At 38.4% G+C, this 19636-nt stretch carries 15 protein-coding genes; 5 read left to right on the top strand and 10 right to left on the bottom strand.

Going from position 1 to position 19636, the window contains the following annotated elements; all coding sequences use genetic code 11:
- Window positions 1-122 precede the first annotated feature (122 nt).
- Window positions 123-1685, top strand: a complete 1563-nt coding sequence (locus AC5YGI_RS10680; protein ID WP_330746573.1) for an MFS transporter — start codon at window positions 123-125, stop codon at window positions 1683-1685.
- A gap of 2 nt (window positions 1686-1687) precedes the next feature.
- Here the strand turns inward: AC5YGI_RS10680 and AC5YGI_RS10675 are convergent, their stop codons facing one another.
- Window positions 1688-2197: a phage tail-like protein gene (locus AC5YGI_RS10675; protein ID WP_330746574.1), complete on the bottom strand. Its 510-nt coding sequence runs from the start codon at window positions 2195-2197 to the stop codon at window positions 1688-1690.
- Between the two features lie 17 nt (window positions 2198-2214).
- Entirely contained in the window at window positions 2215-3894 is a 1680-nt protein-coding gene (locus tag AC5YGI_RS10670) for a phage tail-like protein (RefSeq protein WP_496168271.1), read from the bottom strand.
- 190 nt (window positions 3895-4084) lie between these two features.
- On the opposite strand from AC5YGI_RS10670, the gene AC5YGI_RS10665 reads away from it, so the two are divergent.
- Window positions 4085-5446: an aldehyde dehydrogenase gene (locus AC5YGI_RS10665; protein WP_496168270.1), complete on the top strand. Its 1362-nt coding sequence runs from the start codon at window positions 4085-4087 to the stop codon at window positions 5444-5446.
- 82 nt (window positions 5447-5528) lie between these two features.
- On the opposite strand, the gene AC5YGI_RS10660 is transcribed toward AC5YGI_RS10665, so the two are convergent.
- On the bottom strand, window positions 5529-6101 hold the full coding sequence (locus tag AC5YGI_RS10660) for a thioredoxin family protein (protein WP_330746577.1): 573 nt from the start codon (window positions 6099-6101) through the stop codon (window positions 5529-5531).
- Window positions 6102-6182: 81 nt separating this feature from the next.
- Between AC5YGI_RS10660 and AC5YGI_RS10655 the strand changes: the two genes are divergently transcribed.
- The 3 genes from AC5YGI_RS10655 (at window position 6183) to AC5YGI_RS10645 (ending at window position 8826) form a co-directional block, all read left to right on the top strand.
- Entirely contained in the window at window positions 6183-7067 is an 885-nt protein-coding gene (locus tag AC5YGI_RS10655) for a lysophospholipid acyltransferase family protein (RefSeq protein WP_227944412.1), read from the top strand.
- Between the two features lie 6 nt (window positions 7068-7073).
- Window positions 7074-8051, top strand: coding sequence for a glycosyltransferase family 2 protein (locus tag AC5YGI_RS10650; RefSeq protein WP_330746578.1), 978 nt, complete (start codon window positions 7074-7076; stop codon window positions 8049-8051).
- Window positions 8052-8271: 220 nt separating this feature from the next.
- Entirely contained in the window at window positions 8272-8826 is a 555-nt protein-coding gene (locus AC5YGI_RS10645; RefSeq protein WP_062675053.1) for a 3'-5' exonuclease, read from the top strand.
- 67 nt (window positions 8827-8893) lie between these two features.
- Here the strand turns inward: AC5YGI_RS10645 and apaG are convergent, their stop codons facing one another.
- The 7 genes from apaG to glgB all read right to left on the bottom strand — a co-directional run bounded on the left by apaG (window position 8894) and on the right by glgB (window position 19614).
- The gene (apaG, locus tag AC5YGI_RS10640; RefSeq protein WP_062675055.1) at window positions 8894-9283 is read right to left on the bottom strand and encodes a Co2+/Mg2+ efflux facilitator ApaG/CorD; all 390 of its coding nucleotides are present in this window, start codon (window positions 9281-9283) and stop codon (window positions 8894-8896) included.
- A gap of 80 nt (window positions 9284-9363) precedes the next feature.
- A complete protein-coding gene (gene odhB / locus AC5YGI_RS10635) occupies window positions 9364-10617 on the bottom strand; it encodes a 2-oxoglutarate dehydrogenase complex dihydrolipoyllysine-residue succinyltransferase (protein WP_110010291.1) in 1254 nt (417 codons plus the stop codon).
- Window positions 10618-10656: 39 nt separating this feature from the next.
- Window positions 10657-13473, bottom strand: coding sequence for a 2-oxoglutarate dehydrogenase E1 component (locus AC5YGI_RS10630; RefSeq protein WP_330746579.1), 2817 nt, complete (start codon window positions 13471-13473; stop codon window positions 10657-10659).
- Window positions 13474-13598: 125 nt separating this feature from the next.
- A complete protein-coding gene (locus AC5YGI_RS10625; RefSeq protein WP_202840721.1) occupies window positions 13599-14639 on the bottom strand; it encodes an SRPBCC domain-containing protein in 1041 nt (346 codons plus the stop codon).
- A gap of 255 nt (window positions 14640-14894) precedes the next feature.
- Entirely contained in the window at window positions 14895-16163 is a 1269-nt protein-coding gene (locus AC5YGI_RS10620) for a glucose-1-phosphate adenylyltransferase (protein WP_330746580.1), read from the bottom strand.
- A gap of 94 nt (window positions 16164-16257) precedes the next feature.
- Window positions 16258-17664 (bottom strand): glycogen synthase, encoded by a 1407-nt coding sequence (locus tag AC5YGI_RS10615; RefSeq protein WP_330746581.1) that lies wholly within the window; start codon window positions 17662-17664, stop codon window positions 16258-16260.
- Window positions 17665-17667: 3 nt separating this feature from the next.
- On the bottom strand, window positions 17668-19614 hold the full coding sequence (glgB, locus tag AC5YGI_RS10610) for a 1,4-alpha-glucan branching protein GlgB (protein WP_496168269.1): 1947 nt from the start codon (window positions 19612-19614) through the stop codon (window positions 17668-17670).
- Window positions 19615-19636: the final 22 nt, after the last annotated feature.

Here is a 19636-nt window from a genome sequence, read left to right as displayed (position 1 = left end):
TTAAGCATATTGGCCGTTTTACCTTTTACTTTTACACCCTTTTGCCCTTTGTCTTTTCGCGTTTTTCATTCAGATTAAACAGCAGAAAAACGATTTTTTGCTTTTTATCCACCATAAAAATTATGCAACACAATTCAGTTTATCATAAATGGGTACCACAATGGCTGAAACTGCCACTTCTTATACTGGCATTGTTTCCCCACCTGATGTTGTTGTCGCTTTTACATTCGAACAGCGCCTTCACATCTTCTTTTATGGATGTCGATTCAGATGACATCCAGTATTTAATGATTTTGATGTACGGGACATTTGTGGTTACCCTTTTAGTATTACAGAGATTTATGGCATATTTCAGCGTGAAATACTATGTTTTGCTGATGGCCTCGATTTCGGTGATTATTCTTTATGTTTTATCAGTCACCAATGATTATCATGTCATATTGGTCATCCGGTTTTTGGAAGGAATTTTCGGTTTGCTGGAAGGTGCTATTTTCCTGCCTTTAATTATTGCAGAATTAAAAACAAAGCACGCCAAAGTCTTAGCATATCTTTTTATGTATACGATTATGCTGACCGGAGGAACTATTACGACTTCCCTGTTAAAGTCAAGTATTGAAGATTATGATTTCCAACATATGGTTCTGATGATGGTCTACTTCCATGTGTTTGTACTGATCATCGGTATTGCTCTGTTCAACAGAAACAGATTCTTTCCTAAAAAACCTTTGTACCAATTGGATATTACAAGCTGGTTTTTGCTTTGGGTATGCCTGCAGGCTGGCGGCTATGCCATTATTTATGGAAAAAGACTGATGTGGTTCCAATCTGATACCATTATCATGTGTCTGTTTATATTTCTTCTTTCCGGAGGGTTATTTATGTTGAAACAAAGAAATTCCAAGAGACCGTTGTTCCATTTCGAAGTTTTCAGTTCCAAAAATGTCATTGCGGGAATGATCCTGTTTTTCATTTTTTATCTGATCCGTTCCGGGTTGAATAATGTCTACAGCATCATGGCTACCGTATGGAAATGGCCCTGGGATTATATTGTGAACATCCAGTACTGGAATGTGGCAGGAACTCTTTTGGGTATTTTGTTGTCAGGAATCTGTCTGGTTCGGGGAATTTCCTCAAGGATTGTTTTCTTTACAGGATTTCTTTTACTGGCCATTGACTGTGCATGGTTTACCTATACTTTTTATCCTGACACTACCCTTTCTACCATCTGTCCGCCCTTATTTCTGCAGGGAGCTGCTCAGGGATTGTTATTTACGCCGCTTGTTTTCTTTTTAATTTCAGGAACACCGGAAGAATATGTATCCAATGCTACCGCGCTGGGAACCACCACCCGTTTCTGGACAACCGCTATCGGTTATGCTTTGATGCAAAATCTGATGTTATTTTTAACATTAAAACATTCCGACAGTCTTAGCGCTAATCTCACAGATACGAATCCTGTCTTCTATAATCAGTGGAATCAAATCTTTGGAGCCAATATTTCCAAACTACCGGTTAACGATTCTTTATCCATGACAGCCGGTGCTTTTAAAGCTAAAATAACCGCTCAGTCAATTCTACTTTCCAATATGGAAATTTTCACGGGTCTGTTCTGGCTGGCTCTTATTACTGCAATTGGGCTGCTGTTGTATCATCCTGTAAAAATAGCAGTACGAAATATTATGTAGAATTACTCGCCCCAAAAAGACCACACAGTTCCGTTGAAAACTGCTAATTGCTTTTTCTGGGTATCATAAACCATCATGCCGGCTGCAGGAGAAATAATATTGAGATGAGGAGAAGCTACTTTCGGTAAAATCATGGCTTTATTACTGTCTTCAAGCACAAGAATTCCTGAAACGGAAGATGGTGTGCCTACGGAAACTTTTGCATCAGGCTGATCTGCCAGACTATCCTGCAGACTTGTATCCGCAGTACCTGTTGTATCTACGGAAAGATCTTTCCAAAGGGTATTCTGATACACTTTCACCTTCATATCCGAAGTATCAAAAACCAGAGTACCATTCTCAGGATTCTGAATGCCCGAGGTATTAGTTACCCAGGGAAGAACAATCCCGCGGTTCTCACTCCCGAATTCAATAGATGATGAAGCCGATTCTAAAACAGTTTTCCCTAAAGCAACCTGTGCATTCAAAATTCCGGAAGCTGTTATTATAATGATTAAGGCTATTTTTTTCATAACGATTCAGTTTTTTGTTAATCCGGGCAGGTTTGGGTATTGAAACATTTCCAGCCTGCAGCTGTTCCGTCAATATTAACCTGCAGACAATTTTGTGTGGTATTGTAAACCATCATTCCTTCTTTAAGATCTGCCTGTGGAATGGCTGCTACCTGAGCATCGGTAAGCCTGTTAAGAACAAAGCCTTTATTTTTTGATTCCAGTACAGCCCACGCACCTTTTCGTACACCCGGCCAGTTGCTTCCTCCTTTATCTGCCCTGCTTAATGAAGTGATTCCAAAATCCGGAGAAAGAACAGTTCCTGCTGTAGCTGCAGGTTTATAACAAGGTACAGTCCCCTGAATCGTAACGGTTACCGTTGCCGTATCACAATTTGACGGAGAAGCCGTCTGACAGATCTGATAGACTAAAGTATAATTGCCTGGAGGCGTTCCCGGAGCTACCAGAATATGTCCATCCGTAGTATTCAATGAAATATTGGGATTTGAGGTGGATACCTGAGATAAAATAACATTGGAAAGGGTTGCCTGTGCTCCGCCATACGTTTCAAAGTCGTTATCCAGTACAATTCCCACAGAAGATCCTCCTGCAGCAATAGTATAGGTATCATCTACCGCCATTGGGGGAAAATCTCCATTAATGGCAGGACAAAATCCGGGATTAATAATCAAAGGCGCACTACAGCTGTTGGTAGAAGCGCAATCAAAGGTAACATTCGTCAGAAGACCTGGATTACTGTTCATGAAAACCGTGCCCGGGTCAGAAACACCTGTTGTTCTTCTGAAATCAAGATTGGGTCCTACAGCCACATTTCCCACCTGAATAGGATTTTGCAACACGATATATCCTTTTTTTGTGGATGAAGCAGGTCCCTGAATGGCAGCATTCCCTCCCTGATACTGGTTCAGCGCCAGTTCCCCTTCATTATAAATAACCGCATCAGCAGGGGCATTATTTATATTTCCCGTAGAGGTAAAAAGTCCAAAATTGTAAATTTCGCTGCTGCTTCCGGACAAATTAATATCTCCCCCGACTGTAAAAATTCCAGTATTGATAATTTTACCGCCATTAATATTAAATCCGTTCTGAGAGATTATGGTTCCACAATTGACATACACACTCTGTTCGTTATTCCCGTAGTTGCCGCCAATAAATATCAATCCGCCCCCTTCGTTCCTGAATAAAGTGGTAGCAGAGCTGCTCATATTCAGGTTGCCGTTAATATTCAGATTTCCAAAATTATCAATCTTATTGGTGGAATTATCTCCTAATTGCAAAACTCCCATTTCTATAAGTCCCTCATTGACAATTTCATTAATCTGTCCGTCTATGGTGAGATTTCCATTCCCTCCTCCTACTGTTATATTTCCGGTATTATAAACATGAACATTGAGATTGGCAACACTTGTTATGGTCTGATTAAAATTAAGTGTTCCATGCACTTCAAGGCTTACAGGAGCATTGGCCGCTCCGCTTATACTATTCTGAAACTGCAAGGTAACACCGGAAGCAACGCAAATCTTAGCATTTGTCCCGAACGTCGGATTATTGAATGTCATATCGGAAGTAAAGCAGACTGTTGTATTATCAGGAAAATGATAATTGGGATCGGTAGGGTTTTGAACACCGCAGCCTGTACATTGTGCGTAACTGAAATAATAAAAGAATAAAGGGAATAAATAGAGTAATTTTCTCATCCTTAGATTTTATATAAATAAAACTACAAAATTTTTATCACCAAATAATGAATTTCATAATATTTATCACTATATTAATTTAAAAATAATATAAGATGATTTTATTCAAATCAATATTTAAATATTATTAATAAATTTCCAACCTATACGATCCAGAAAATAAGAACGTTTAATAATATAAAAGTCACCGATGGAAATTGAGAGTATTCTACTGAAGCAAAGAGATTTTTTCAAAACACAGCAAACCAAAGGCATTGCTTTCAGGAAAATGTATCTTGAAAAGCTTAAAAGCCTTATTATTTCCAATGAAAATAAGCTGTATGAAGCGATTAACAAAGATTTTGGAAAATCAAAATTCGATACTTTCACTACCGAATTATCTTTTATTCTGAATGATATCAATTATTATCTTAAGAACCTAAAATCCCTTTCAAAGCCTAAAAAGGTCAGAACCAATCTTGTTAACCAATTGGGAAGCAGTAAAATTTACGCTGACCCGCTTGGCTGTGTACTCGTCATCGGAGCCTGGAATTATCCTTATCAGCTATCACTTTCTCCCATTATTGCGGCAATGGCTGCCGGAAACTGCTGTATTCTGAAGCCCAGTGAAATCGCTGAAAATACAATGAAAGCAATGGCCTCCATTATCAATGAAAACTTTCCGCCTGAATATCTGTATGTGTATGAAGGTGGTATTGATGAAACCACAGCTCTTTTAAAACTAAGGTTTGATAAAATATTCTTTACCGGAAGTACAAAAGTCGGAAAGATTGTTTATAAGGCAGCAGCAGAGCACCTTACTCCGGTAACCCTTGAACTGGGCGGAAAATCTCCGGCTATTGTCACTAAAAATGCCAATCTCGAAATAGCAGCCAAAAGAATTGTGTGGGGCAAATTTCTCAATGCCGGACAAACCTGTGTCGCTCCCGATTATTTGTTGGTAGAAGAAACCATTCAGGAGCAGTTTCTGGAAATGTTGAGAAAATATATTAAAGAGTTCAGATATGATCAGGATTCTGAACAGTATACAAGAATTATTAACCTAAGGAATTTTCAACGCCTGGTACGTCTTATTGATAAAGAGAAAGTCTATTCCGGAGGTTATTTTGACGAAGAAAAGCTCTATATCGAGCCTACTATTCTGAATCATATAGACTGGAATGACGAAATCATGCAGGAAGAGATTTTTGGACCTCTCCTGCCAGTCATCAGTTTTAAAAATTACAATGCAGCACTCAACTCCATTTTAGAACTCGAGAAACCGCTGGCAGCTTATTTTTTCACCAATGATTCTGAAGAAAAAGAAAACTTCACCCGTAAATTGTCGTTCGGAGGAGGCTGTATCAATGATACCGTGATGCATTTAAGCAATGATCATCTTCCTTTTGGAGGAGTGGGCAATTCAGGGATTGGGAATTATCACGGAAAATATGGTTTTGAAACCTTTTCACACCCAAAAGCAGTTCTTGAAAAAGCAACCTGGGGAGAACCGGATATCAAATATCCGCCTTATTCTGATAAAAAATTAAGCTGGATTAAAAAGCTATTATAATTTGTACGGATTAGTATTTTTATACCCTTATACTAACCAGAAAATAAAAAAACTGCCTCATTTCTGAAGCAGTTTTATATTTTTATCCTTTCTTTGGGGCCCAGGTAGTAAAAAATTCTTTTACTTTTTCTTTACTGTACCCTTTTCCTTCTTCCAGAACATCACTTTGCTGAACCTTAATCATTTTCCCATCCTTATCCAAAACGATAAAAACCGGATAACCAAATTTTTCACCCGGATTTCCATACTGGGCAAAAACCTTTTCATTCTTATTGTCCGGAGAAAAGTTCAGGTGGTAGTATACATAATTCTTATCTACTAATTCCTTCAGTTCAGGAGTAGTCTGTACGTAATTATTAAAACGAAGACACCAGATACACCAGTTTCCACCAGCCTGGATCATCACATTCTTTCCTTCTTTCTTAGCCTGGGCAACCAGTTTATTAATATCAGCCTGAGCATCAGCTTTTGGGTCATAAGGTTTAGGAAGCTTAGCCTTTTCTTCAGCTGCCTTTTTCTGAGCTTCTAATTTAGCCTCCTCTGCAGGCACTGTAAGTGCTGTTTTTTGTTTTCCTTTTTCGGGCGAATTTTTTGCATTTTGCGAAAAAGCAAAAGTACTTAATCCCAGGAAAGCGAATATTATCAATTTTTTCATAATATAAAAGTAAAAAAAATAACATATATCCTTTAGCAAAAATAGAACCATAATTTTATTATCACTAAATTTGCGTGTTTTATGAATTTTCTAATCAAAATATTATTCCTGATCTCAAAGCTTCCGCTGAAAATACTCTATGTTTTTTCGGATGTTATCTTCTTCCTGAATTATTATATTGTGGGATACAGAAAAGAGGTTATTACTCAAAACCTTAGAAACTCTTTTCCGGATAAATCTGAAGAAGAAATTAAAAAGATCCGAAAGAAATTCTACCTTAATTTTTCAGATTATCTGGTAGAAACGATTAAATCTTTCAGCATTTCGGAAACAGAATCCAGAGTGAGAATGCAGCACATCAATCAGCATTTATTTCACGAGGCTAAAGCGGAAGGAAAAAATATTATTCTTTTGGCAGGGCACGTTTTCAATTGGGAATGGATCAATGCACTGGCAAGAATTATTCCTCAGGCGCACTGTCATCCGGTTTACAGAAAAGTAAACAGTGATTTCTGGGAAAATCAGATGAAGAAAGTCCGGAACAAATTTGGAAACGAGGCATTGGAAGCCAATGAGGTTATTCTGAATATTTTCAGATCTAAAAACAACGGTGACTCAGCTTATATGTTTGTCGCTGACCAAACGCCTCACCATGCTCATGTCACTTACGGATTAGAATTTCTGAACCAACGTACTCCTGCTTTCATAGGTTATGACAGGCTGGCCACAAGAATGGATCTTGTATTCATTTATTGTGAAATGAAAAAGGTAAAACGCGGCTATTATCAGGTTAATTATCACAGAATATATCCGGATGGTGAAAAGTTTACAGAAAATGAGGTCGTGAGAAAATTTCATAAATTATTGGAAAACACTTTACACAAATATCCTGACAATTACCTTTGGTCACACAGAAAATGGAAATATCAGGACTCTATCAAAAACTTTGATTCCGAAAAAAAATAGGTTGACATGCAGAAAAAACTGGCAGTTGCCATCTTAAACTGGAACGGCAGAAACTGGCTTGAGAAATTTCTTCCGGGTGTAGTTCAATTTTCTCAGAATGCGGACATCTATGTGATAGACAATCTTTCTACGGATGATTCTGTTGAGTTTCTACAAAAGAACTTTCCCACGGTACATATTATTAAAAATGATCAGAACTATGGGTTTGCAGGCGGCTATAATGAAGGATTAAAATCCATCAGACATGAATATTACTGTCTTCTCAATTCTGACGTAGAAGTTACTGAGAACTGGACAGAACCTGTGTTGGAACTATTAGAAAACACCCCTGCTATATCCGCAGTACAGCCCAAAATTTTATCTTTTCATAACAGAAGTTATTTCGAATTTGCCGGAGCTGCCGGCGGATTGATAGATAATCTTGGGTATCCTTACTGCAGAGGAAGGGTTTTTGATGATCTGGAAGAAGATAAAGGCCAGTATAACGATGAAACAGAGATCTTCTGGGCATCAGGGTGCTGTTTTTTTATCCGTTCAAAAGATTTTTGGGAGCAGAATGGTTTTGATGCCAGATTTTTTGCTCACCAGGAGGAAATTGATCTTTGCTGGAGGCTTATTAATTCAGGAAAAAAGATTTATTATACCGGAAACTCCAAAGTTTATCATGTAGGTGGTGGAACACTTAACAAGCAGAGTGCACAGAAGACGTATTTAAACATGAGAAATAATCTTTCCATGATGCTCAAAAATCTTCCCTTTCCACAGGTAATTTTGATAATTTTAATCAGACTATGCTTAGATGGCATCGCCGGAGTGTATTTTGGAATTAAGTATGGCATTTCCCATCTGTGGGCTGTATTGAGAGCTCACTTTGCGTTTTATAGTCACATTCCGGGAACTTGGAAACTTCGCCAAAGTCATCAGAAGAAGGATTTTTATCAATCAAAATGGCTGATTTTTAAGCATTTTTTAGGTCGCAGATGAGAGGTTATAGGTTGCAGGTAATAGGAATTAGGGATTAGGGATTAGGGATTAGGGATTAGGGATTAGGGATTAGGAAAATTACAACTTTCTTACTTATCATGAACTAAGATTTATTAGAGTAAAAATTTATAACTTCAATTAACCTTAAACTTTAAACTCTAAACTATAGAACCAGCAACTATCAACCCAATAACAACTAACAACTTATAATAAAAAAACAATGGATTTCTGTGCAATAGATTTTGAAACGGCAACACACGAGAAAAGTTCAGCGTGTGAGATGGGGATTTGTATTGTACAGGATTCTAAAATTGTAGAAACAAAGACCTGGCTGATCAAACCGCCGAGTTTTCCCTATTTCAGTAAATTTAACATTGCGGTGCATGGAATTCAGCCGGAGGATGTAAAAGATGCCCCTACCTTTGATGAAATATGGTATGAAGCTCAGGATATGATGTACGGAAGTCTTATGATTGCTCATAATGCAGGCTTTGACGCCTCTGTTTTAAGGGGATGCCTGCAGCATTACGGAATGTTTACTCCCAACTTGAACTATCTTTGCAGTATTCAGCTTGCCAAGAAATCATGGAATTATCTTCCTAAATATGGGCTGAAGCCATTAGCAGAATATCATCAAATTGATTTTACCCATCACAGAGCAGGAGCTGATGCGGAAGTATGTGCCAAAATATCTCTACTGGCATTTGAAAAACTCTTCCTCACCAGTAATGATGAAGTAAATGAGTATATGAAAGCAAAAATTAAAAAGCTTTAGTTATCTTACAAACAATAGAACCCGGGTTCTTTGTAAAAACCTGTACTTTCTGACAGGACATCTGTTATTAATTACTCAACACTTCAGACAACAGATTGAATTTTGGAATATCAATTTCAAAAGTTTCCTGTGTCTCCATGTTTTTAACCAGGTATTTTCCGCTCATATTCCCCACTCCGGAACGGAGCATTACATTGGAAAAATAAGCAAAATTTTCATTGGTTCCTATCTCGGGAGTCAATCCGATCACTCCGTCGCCTATAATTTCTGTGTACCCGAATCCGACATCAAAAATCAACCATTTTCTTTTCAATACTTTGATAGGAAAGCTTCCGTCATTTTCTATCGTGATATTATATTTAAAAACGTAACGGTTTTCGGATGGATAACTGTTTTTACTATCATATTCAGGGATTACTGAAACTTTGATATTGGAAGTCATTTTTGAAAACATCATTGTAGTATTTTCTTAATAAATACAAAAATCTCGCCTTTTTTAAGGCGAGATCATATATTATGTTATAATTTTATTAAAAACTATAATCCAAGGCCTTTTCTTTCGTCACCTCCCATTAAAATTTCAACAGGGTTGTCGATACCTTCTTTTACCGCTACAAGGAATCCTACAGATTCTTTACCGTCGATAATTCTGTGGTCATAAGACATTGCAACATACATCATTGGTCTGATTACTACCTGTCCGTCAACAGCAACCGGTCTCTGGATGATGTTGTGCATTCCTAAGATTGCAGATTGAGGAGGGTTGATGATTGGTGTAGACATCATAGATCCGAAAGTACCACCGTTTGTAATGGTGAAAGTACCACCAGTCATTTCATCAACTGTAATTTTACCGTCTCTTACTTTAGTAGCAAGATCTTTGATGTTGGCTTCAACAGCGCTGAAAGACATGTTTTCTGCATTTCTCAATACAGGAACCATTAATCCTTTAGGACCTGAAACCGCAATTGAGATATCACAGAAATCATAGTTTACTTTGAAATCACCATCGATAGATGCGTTTACATCAGGATACATTTGTAATGCTCTTGTAACAGCTTTTGTGAAGAAAGACATGAAACCAAGTCCAACTCCGTGTTTCTGAGCAAATTCTTCTTTATATAGTTTTCTCAATCTGAAGATTTCAGACATGTCAACTTCGTTGAAAGTAGTTAACATCGCTGTTTCATTCTTCACAGAAACTAGTCTCTGAGCAATTTTTCTTCTTAAAACTGAAAGTTTAGTAGTCGTAGTAGATCTTGAACCTGTTGCAGTAAGAGGGCTTCCTCCTAATGCAGGTACTGCTGCTAATTCAGCATCAGTTTTAGTAATTCTTCCGTCTCTTCCTGTTCCTGAAACCTGAGCAGCATCCATTCCTTTTTCATCAAGGATTTTCTTAGCAGCCGGAGATGGAGCTCCTGTTGCATAAGTTTGTGGTGCAGCTACCGGAGCAGCAGGTTTTGGAGCTTCCTGTTTAGCAGGTTCAGCAGCTTTCGGAGCTTCTTCCTGTTTTGGAGCTTCAGCAGCAGGTGCAGCACCTTCCGGCTTTTTAGCATCCATATCAATTAAACAAACTACCTGACCTACTTGTACCACATCACCTTCTTCTGCTTTTAAAGTGATTACACCACTTTGTTCTGCAGGCAATTCAAGAGTTGCTTTATCTGAATCCACTTCGGCGATAGGTTGATCTTTTTCTACATAATCACCATCTTTTACAAGCCAAGTTGCAATTTCAACTTCTGTAATTGATTCGCCCGGTGAAGGAACTTTCATTTCTAAAACTGACATATCGAGTATTTTTTATTTTTTAATTGATTATTATTTAAATTAAGCTGTAACGGGTCTTTTTGCAGGAGCATCGTCTCTGTCGAAAACTCTGTTGATCACTGCATTCTGGTTTTTCTCAAACATTTTGTGGCTACCTGGAGCCGGAGCACCGCTTGGTACCGGAGCAACTACCTGGATTCCTGTATCTCTGAAGTTTCTCAGGATATAAGACCATGCCCCCATGTTTTCAGGTTCTTCCTGAGCCCACACCAGTTGTTTTCTGTTTTCATATTTGTTGAAGATCGCTTCAATAGCATCTGTCTGAAGCGGATATAACTGCTCGAATCTTACCAAAGCAATGTTTTCACAGTTCAGTTCTTCTTTCTTCGCCAATAATTCGAAGTACAGTTTACCTGAACAAAGAACTAATTTCTCTACTTTTTTAGGATCTGCAGCAGGATCGTCTAATACCGGCTGGAATGCACCGTTTGCAAAATCTTCAAGCGGAGAAACCACTTTAGGGTGTCTCAACAGAGATTTAGGGCTCATTACGATCAATGGTTTTCTGAATGACCATTTCAACTGTCTTCTCAATAAGTGGAAATAGTTGGCAGGTGAAGTAATATTGGCTACTACCATGTTTTCGTTAGCACAAAGAGTAAGGAATCTCTCCAATCTTGCTGAAGAGTGCTCTGCTCCCTGACCTTCTGAACCGTGAGGCAATAACATTACCAATCCGTCCTGGATTTTCCATTTTTCTTCTGCAGCTGCCAGATACTGGTCAACAATAATCTGAGCTCCGTTCACGAAATCTCCGAACTGAGCTTCCCAGATGGTTAATGTATTTGGAGAAGCCATTGCATATCCGTAATCAAAACCAAGTACACCATATTCTGAAAGGTGAGAGTTGAATACATCAAATCTGTTTTCAGAAACGTGTCTTAACGGGATATATTCTTCTTCTGTATCTTCTGTTTTTACTACAGCGTGTCTGTGAGAGAATGTACCTCTTTCCACATCTTCTCCGGAGATTCTTACATTGTGACCTTCCACAAGAAGTGTTGCATAGGCTAACCACTCTCCTAACGCCCAGTCTAATGAGTTGGCCTCAATAGCTTTGATACGGTTTTCAAAAAGTCTTGTAATTTTATTGATGAACTTTTTGTCTGCCGGAAGTGTAGACATTTTAAGTGCCAGTTCTTTCAGTTTTGCCAGATCATATTTTGTGTCTACCGGAGACTGAACTGCTCCTCTCTTACCAATTGGATAATTTACCCAATCTTCAGCCATGAACACATCCATAACGTTTTTCTCAATCTCTTTGGAAGCATCAAAATCTTTATCCAGCAGCGCTTTGAATTCCGTTTCCATTTTAGCGATTACATCGTTTGAAGTAATGCTGTCCTTAAGCAATTTATCTTTATAAATTTCTCTTGGATTCGGGTGTTTTGAAATGGTTTTATAGAGGTTAGGCTGAGTAAATCTTGGCTCATCCCCTTCGTTGTGACCATATTTTCTGTATCCTAAAAGGTCGATATAAACGTCTTTACCGAATTTCGCTCTGAAGTCAGCAGCAAAGTGGATGGCGTGAACAACCGCTTCAGCATCGTCAGCATTTACGTGCATTACAGGAGATTCTGTAACTTTCGCAATGTCTGTACAGTATGTTGAAGATCTTGCGTCCATATAGTTGGTTGTAAATGAAACCTGGTTATTGACAACGATATGAACAGTACCTCCTGTTCTGTATCCTTCCAGCGTCATCATCTGAGCAACCTCATAAGCAATTCCCTGTCCTGCAATAGCACCGTCACCATGGATGATGATTGGCAATACTTTAGAATAATCTTTGTATTTGTCATCTACTTTTGCACGGCAGATACCTTCTACAAGGGCAGCAACCGTTTCAAGGTGAGACGGGTTCGGAGTAAGGTTGATAGACACTTCTTCTCCGGAAGCTGTTTTGATCTTTTTAGAGGATCCTAAGTGATATTTAACATCACCTGAGAATACATCTTCTTCAAATTCTTTTCCTTCAAATTCTGAGAAAATCTGCTTGTAAGATTTTCCGAAAATGTTGGTAAGGACATTCAGTCTTCCTCTGTGAGCCATTCCTAATACCACTTCATCTACTCCTAACTGAGAAGATCTTGAGATCAGCTGATCCAAAGCAGGGATTAATGTTTCACCTCCTTCTAATGAGAATCTTTTTTGTCCTACAAATTTTGTGTGAAGGTAGTTTTCAAAAGCTACCGCCTGATTTAATTTTAATAAGATTTCTGTTTTTTCGTTGGCAGAAAGACTTGGGTGGTTTTCATTTACCTGAAGCCATCTTTTGATGAAATCTTTTTCTTCAACGTTGTTGATGTGCATGTATTCTACCCCGATAGAATCACAGTAGATGTTTTCAAGATGCTTGATAAGGTCTGCCAGCGTAGCAGGCTCTTTCATTCCGGTTTCAACCGCACAGTTGAATTTTGTATTTAAATCTTCTTTAGAAAGGCCGAAGTTTTCGATGTCTAAAGTAGGGGTATAATGTCTTCTTTCTCTAACCGGGTTAGTCTTTGTAAAAAGGTGTCCTCTCGTTCTGTAAGCCTCAATAAGGTTTACTACTTTAAATTCTTTCTTGATGTGCTCAGGAACTTCTCCGTTGGATACTGCCTGAGAAATCTGTTGCTGAACTGCCGGGGCAGCGTTGGCTGACGCCTGAATAAATTGAGTGTTATCGTCATCTCCGTAGTTCTCCAAAGCAAAATCGAAGCCTTGAAAGAAAGCTTTCCATGATGGTTCAAGAGAGTCCGGGAATTTTAAGTACTGTTGGTATAAATCCTCAATTAACTGAGAATGAGCTGCGTTTAGGAATGAAAATCTGTCCATTATTACAGTTTATCTATTTATTAAAATTTATTTGTAGAATTAATCTTCAAATTTAATAAAAAAAACCGAGTTAGAACAGTCTGAAACCGTTAAAAAAACTTAAGAAAAAATAAATTAAAAAAAAATCACTTATACACTGATAATGAGAGCTTAACGTTTACCTCCTGACCTTCCATAGGACGTTCAATAAAGGTCTGGCGGATATCTCCGAAGCGCATCTCGTCTTTTTTGGCTTTCTGAATGAGCTGCTGGATTGCCCGAATTCGCCCCTCGTAGTTCCCTTTGTAGTAAATTACATAATTTTGAGACGGATTTACGGACCTAAAATTGAAATTATTATCAGACACTCCGATTTTCTTGGAAAGTGGAATTCCGAGGAAATAAGAAACCTCTTTGTCTTTGTAATTATCGGCGTCTGTAATCAGGATCGGGTACCCGAATTCATCGTCTCTTTTCCCGAGATCCATCGTCACAAAATTATAGACTTTGTTATAATTCATGACGATATTTTTGTAAAGAGCATCTTTCTTGTTTGAAGTACTTACATTAATTCCCAACAACAGCTTGTCTTCTTCATTTTCCACCATTAGACTATCATATTTGATAGCCGCCATCTGGTTATCTTTTTCTACTTTATTTCCTAAAGAATTTTTAAGATTCACCATACTTTTGTTGATATTTTCAGCAAAACGGTCTTCAGTCCAGAAATTTTGCACTCTTCTCCAGACCGCTAATTTGGGGGTGTGAACATACCAGATAATTTTTGTTTTTTCTGCAGAAACCGGTTTGAATTTAACATCAACCAATGTCGGATTTTCGTTTTTATCTTCAAAAAGCTGGTATTTCAATGTCTTATTGAGGTTCTCATACCTGATGAACATTTCTCCATCAGTATCATTTTTAGGGTCTGCATAGCTGATGGCACTTCCCTGTCCTTCGTAAGGCGTATAATAATCAATATCTATGGATGGTGAGCTGGTAAAAAAGTTATTCCATCTTGTAAAATTCTGAAGATTATTAAACTGGGCAAAAACCTTATCCACGGGATAATCAATCTCTTTTTCAATCGTAAAGTTTTTACTTTCGTCCACAAAATAGTACATGGAAGCAGCATAAGCTCCTCCCAAAAGGATAATAATTACCGCTAAGATTTTAAAAATACGCATCGTACAAAAATAATACAAATATAAAGAGTGACCAATATGCTGATCACTCTGATTATATGTTTAACAATAATTAACCTTGTTATAGGCTGGAAGCGGGGTGAGGGAAGCTGGAAGTTACTATTGTGCAGATCATTACTATTTTTTTTGATTAAAACATCCGAACTTACCCAATAAACCTGACGTTTATATGAAGAGTCTACTTTTATACTCCGTTCTTCAATAACTTCCATCTTCCAGCACCCAACTTCCCTTCTCTTACCCGATATGTGTTCCGGGGGCAATGACAGCGCCTTTCTTTACTACCACAATCCCATCCTGAACAGAATAGGTTCCATAATCTCCATCCGGAATATGTTTTCCGCCGATAATCTTCACATTGTCCCCAATATAACAGTTTTTATCCAGGATTGCTTTTTCTATATAGCAGTATTTTCCGATTCCCATATTGGGACGTCCTCCTCTGTCATTGATGACAATTTCTGTCGTATTCTGGTAGAAATCAGCTCCCATAACATAGGAATTCACGATGGTACTTCCTTTGTCAATTCTGGTTCTGTTTCCGATCACGGAATTTTCAATTTTATCTGCCATAATGATACATCCATCCCCAAAAACAGCTTTGCTTACATAGGAACCATTGATTTTTGACGGCGGAAGCATCCTTGCTCTGGTGTAGATCGGAGATGAAGAAAAAAGATTAAATTGCGGCAGATCAAGGCAGAGGTCAAGATTGGCTTCGTAGAAAGATTCAATCGTTCCGATATCCGTCCAGTAGCCTTCATACTGATAGCTTAATGTCTTGTATTTTCCAATGGAACTTGGAATAATATCTTTTCCGAAATCATCACCTGCTCCTTCATCAAACATCTTTTTAAGAATATTCTTTGTGAAAATATAGATTCCCATGGAAGCCAGAAACTCTTTTCCGGTGCGCTTATTTTCTTCTGAAACTTCGGATTTCATACCTCCCAGCATATCAAAATCCGGTTTTTCATGGAAAGAAGTGATATTTCCTTCGTCATCGGATTTTAAGATTCCAAAACCGGTGGCATCTTTTGCATTGACCGGAATGGTAGCGATGGTAAGATCTCCCCCGTTTTCAATATGGAAATCCAGCATTTCCCTGAAATCCATCTGATACAGCTGGTCTCCTGAAAGAATCAGGATATAGTCGTAATCATATTTTTCAAGATGCTTCATCGACTGGCGGACAGCATCTGCAGTACCCTGGTACCAGCTGTCATTTTCCACATTCTGCTCGGCTGCCAGAATATCGACAAAGCCTTTGCTGAAGATGTCAAAGTGATAAGAATTTTTAATATGTGAATTGAGAGAAGCAGAATTAAACTGCGTTAACACCAGAATTTTATTCAATCCTGAGTTCAGACAGTTTGAGATAGGAATATCTACCAGTCTGTATTTTCCTGCAATAGGAACAGCCGGTTTAGATCTCGTATACGTTAACGGGAATAATCTTGTTCCTCTGCCTCCTCCTAAAACAATAGAGATTACATTTCGATTCATAAATATCTTGCGTTTTATTTTATTAAGTTTACTGTTCTGTTTTTAGTGTTTACTGCTACTTTAAAGCATTCTTTGTTTTCATATTAAATTCAAATCAGCTATTATATAAAGCTATGTATTTTTCTGCAGATTTCTCCCATGCAAAATCAAAATTCATATTGGCATGGATAAGATCTTCCATAACCCCTTTTTGATTATAAATCGCCAATGCCCTGTTCATCGCATGTACAACATCATCTACACCCGGATAAGTAAAGTTCAGTCCTGCTCCGCCGGTTGAAATATCTTCCACCGTGTCTCTGAGCCCTCCTGTATATCTTACCACAGGAACGGTGCCGTATCTCATAGAATACATCTGGTTCAGTCCGCATGGCTCTACTCTTGAAGGCATCAGAAGAAAATCTGCCGAGGCATATATCTTATGGGAAAGATGCTCTTTATATCCGAGATCCAATGCAAAATTGGTATACGTATAATCGTATTCTTTCAGCTTATTTTCTATGTAGGTATTTCCTGATCCGAGAATCATAATATTTAAAGCGCCATAACTCTGCTTAATACTTCTCCATACAACATCCGGCAGCAGATCTGCACCTTTCTCTGTAGCGAATCTTCCGATAAAAGCAAATAAGGGAAGTTCGGGTTTTAATCCATATTCTTTACAGAGATTTTCTTTATTTTTTTTCTTTTGAGCGACTGCATTTGTACTGTTAAAATTAAAATCCAGCATCGGATCGGTTTCCGGATTCCAGACTTCTGTGTCAATACCGTTGATGATTCCGTACGCTTTTCCGAATTCCTGGCGAACCAGACTTTCCAGTCCGCGGAAGCTGATGAAGAGTTCTTCAAGATATCCTTCCGAAACAGTAGTGAAAGCATTGGCACATTTGATCATGCTGGCCAGAGGATTCATCAATCCGTTCCAATCCATCAGTCCCCATTTGTATGCATCGAAAGAAGGCATATATTGTGCCATAGTCCAGCTCATCATGCCCTGATATTCGCCATTATGAATAGTTCCTATTGTTTTTACTCCTTTTAAGAATTCAAATTCATAACAGTTTTCTACCATAAAAGGAACGAGACCGGTATGATAATCATGGCAATGAAGTACATCAGGGCGGATTTTCATCGCAGAAAGCCAATGCAAAACGCCATGCTGGAAAGCCAGAAACTGGAAGTTTTCATCCTGGTATCCATAAGGGTTGTCCCTGTCCAATAATCCCGGAATTCTTACCATATACAGCTCAAATCCCAGAACATTGGTCTTCTCTTTCAATACCTGAACCTGCAGCATATTGGCTGACTGATGAATAAACCCGTCAAAAACCAGATCAAATTCATGATCATATACAAAGGATTTGTTGTACCACGGCATTACGACCCTGGCTTCTACTCCTGCTATTTTATTCTGATATTTTGGTAACGCTCCCACCACATCTGCCAGACCGCCTACTTTTGCTACGGGATAACATTCTGTACTTAAATGATAAATAACCATTCTTTATCTCTTATGTTTAATTCTGTGTAATTTATATTTTTTATCTTTCTTCTGACGTAAAACTATTCCGGCCAATGGCGGCAGCTTCACGGTCATTGTTTTTGGATAATTTCTCCATTCTTCATACTTCTCTCCCAGGATTTCAGGTTCTACTCCGCTTCCACTGTACTTTTCATCATCTGAATTCAAAACAACTTCCCAGTGGGTGCCAGCAGGAATTCCTATCTTATAATCCAATACGTTGGGTGCCAGGTTTAAAGCCACCATCAGGACATCATCTTTCTTTTTTCCTTTTCTGAGATATACATATACTGAGTTTTCCAGATCATCTGCTTCCACCCATTCAAAACCATTTCTATCAAACTGATTTTCATAAAAGGCAGTTTCTGACCGGTACAAATGGTTCAGTTCCTTCACCATTTCCTGCAACCCTTTATGAACAGGGTATTTTAGCAAATGCCAGTCGAGGCTTCTGGTAAAATTCCATTCACTGGTCTGCCCGAATTCATCGCCCATAAAAAGCAGCTTGGCTCCGGGATGGGTATACATATAAACATATAAGGTACGGAGATTGGCAAATTTCTGCCATTCATCCCCTTTCATTTTATAAATAAGACTTGCTTTTCCATGTACGACTTCATCGTGTGACAAAGGCATCATATAATTTTCATTATACATATACATGGAAGCGAAGGTCAGTTTATGATGATGAAATTTACGGTTAATAAAATCTTCTTTGAAATAATCCAGCGTATCATGCATCCATCCCATCATCCATTTCATTCCGAATCCTACACCGCCGTCATGAACAGGTTTTGTAAGCATGGGAAAATCTGAACTTTCTTCTGCGATGGTGATGATATTATCTCCAAATTCTTTGTAGACAGCTGTATTAAATTCCTGTAGAAAGGCTTTCGCCTCCAGGTTCACATTGGTTCCATATATATTAGGCTCCCACTCCCCTTCATTTCTTGAATAATCCAGATGAAGCATTGAAGTCACGGCATCCACACGCAATCCGTCAGCATGATAACGATCCAGCCAGAACATGGCATTTGAAATCAGGAAGGATTTCACTTCATTTCTTCCGTAATTGAAAATATGCGATTTCCAATCCGGATGAAAGCCTTTTCTCGGATCTTCGTGCTCATACAGATAGGATCCATCAAAACGGTGAAGCCCATTGGCATCTCCCGGAAAATGGGACGGAACCCAATCCAGAATAACGCCTATGTCATTATTGTGAAGTTCATCAATAAGAAACATCAGATCCTGTGGTGAACCAAAACGTGAAGTTGCTGCATAAAACCCGGTAATCTGGTATCCCCAGCTCGGCTCGTAAGGGTATTCCATCACAGGCATGAATTCTACATGGGTAAACCCCATTTCTTTGATATAAGGAACCAGCTTTTTCGCAATATCCCTATAGTTTAAAAAACGTTGAGGCTGATCTTCTTCCCTTACCCAGGAACCCAGATGTAATTCATATACCGATAGCGGAGCTTCCAGCCTGTTTTTTTTCCAGCGGTTATCCATCCACTCCTGATCATTCCATTCGTACCAGGTTGTAGAAACCAGAGAAGCTGCCTGAATATTCTGTTCCCAGCTCAATGCATAAGGATCACTTTTTTCAAGAATTTCGCCTCCTTGGGTTTCAATAGCATATTTATATAATGTTCCCCAGGTTAATCCTTCAATAAATCCTTCCCAAATCCCGGATTCATCCCATCGTGGAAACAAAATATGATCTTTATGATTCCAGTTGTTAAAATTTCCGATCACAGAAACTTTCTTTGCGTTAGGAGCCCAAACGGAAAAATATACGCCTTTTACGCCCTCTTTTTCTGCAGAATGTGCTCCAAATTTACCATACAGCTTATAGTGCCTACCTTCTTTAAAAAGATACACTTCATGATCGGTGAAAAGCGTGTAGGTCTTAACAGAATTCATCAAGATCAGTTTATATTTATAT

This window comes from Chryseobacterium sp. CS3K3.1 (assembly GCF_059515165.1).
This window is presented reverse-complemented; position numbering and strand designations above follow the sequence as displayed.